1 rRNA gene (only partly in view) is annotated in these 1,408 nt (G+C 57.2%); it reads left to right on the top strand.

The window, feature by feature from the left end:
- The first annotated feature begins 132 nt into the window (after nt 1-132).
- Nucleotides 133-1,408 (top strand): 23S ribosomal RNA (locus KUM32_RS36720); it runs 2,009 nt beyond the window's last position.

Below are 1,408 nucleotides of genomic sequence, written 5' to 3'. Positions count from 1 at the left end.
CTGTTGGGTGTCTGAGGGTATGGCCGTGAGGTTGTTCCTTCTGATCCGGTCCCAGTGAACTCGCCTGTTGAGGGTGGGGTGGTGGGTGGCTGGTCGTTGTTTGAGAACTGCACAGTGAACGCGAGCATCTGTGGCCAAGTTTTTAAGGGCGCACGGTGGATGCCTTGGCACCAGGAACCGATGAAGGACGTGGGAGGCCGCGATAGGCCCCGGGGAGCTGTCAACCGAGCTTTGATCCGGGGGTGTCCGAATGGGGAAACCCGGCAGTCGTCATGGGCTGTCACCCGTACCTGAATATATAGGGTATGTGGAGGGAACGCGGGGAAGTGAAACATCTCAGTACCCGCAGGAAGAGAAAACAACCGTGATTCCGGGAGTAGTGGCGAGCGAAACTGGATGAGGCTAAACCAGTCATGTGTGATACCCGGCAGGGGTTGCGTGGTTGGGGTTGTGGGATCGTACTTCGATGATCTGCCGGTCGTCGGGTGAGTCAGAAACCGTAGGTGTAGGCGAAGGGCATGCGAAAGGCCCGGCGTAGAGGGTAAGACCCCCGTAGCTGAAACATCTATGGCTTGCTTGTACGACACCCAAGTAGCACGGGGCCCGAGAAATCCCGTGTGAATCTGGCGGGACCACCCGCTAAGCCTAAATATTCCCTGGTGACCGATAGCGGATAGTACCGTGAGGGAATGGTGAAAAGTACCGCGGGAGCGGAGTGAAATAGTACCTGAAACCGTGTGCCTACAAGCCGTGGGAGCGTCGCCGTATGTGTTCGCATATGCGGTCGTGACTGCGTGCCTTTTGAAGAATGAGCCTGCGAGTTTGCGGTGTGTTGCGAGGTTAACCCGTGTGGGGGAGCCGTAGCGAAAGCGAGTCCGAATAGGGCGTTGGAGTAGCACGCTCAAGACCCGAAGCGGAGTGATCTAGCCATGGGCAGGTTGAAGCGCGGGTAAGACCGTGTGGAGGACCGAACCCACCAGGGTTGAAAACCTGGGGGATGACCTGTGGTTAGGGGTGAAAGGCCAATCAAACTCCGTGATAGCTGGTTCTCCCCGAAATGCATTTAGGTGCAGCGTCGTGTGTTTCTTGCCGGAGGTAGAGCACTGGATAGGCGATGGGCCCTACCGGGTTACTGACCTTAGCCAAACTCCGAATGCCGGTAAGTGAGAGCGCGGCAGTGAGACTGTGGGGGATAAGCTCCATGGTCGAGAGGGAAACAGCCCAGAGCATCGACTAAGGCCCCTAAGCGTACGCTAAGTGGGAAAGGATGTGGAGTCGCAGAGACAACCAGGAGGTTGGCTTAGAAGCAGCCACCCTTGAAAGAGTGCGTAATAGCTCACTGGTCAAGTGATTCCGCGCCGACAATGTAGCGGGGCTCAAGCGTACCGCCGAAGTCGTGTCAATCCAG

The sequence above is a fragment of the Streptomyces sp. AC627_RSS907 genome (assembly GCF_019049165.1).
This window is presented reverse-complemented; position numbering and strand designations above follow the sequence as displayed.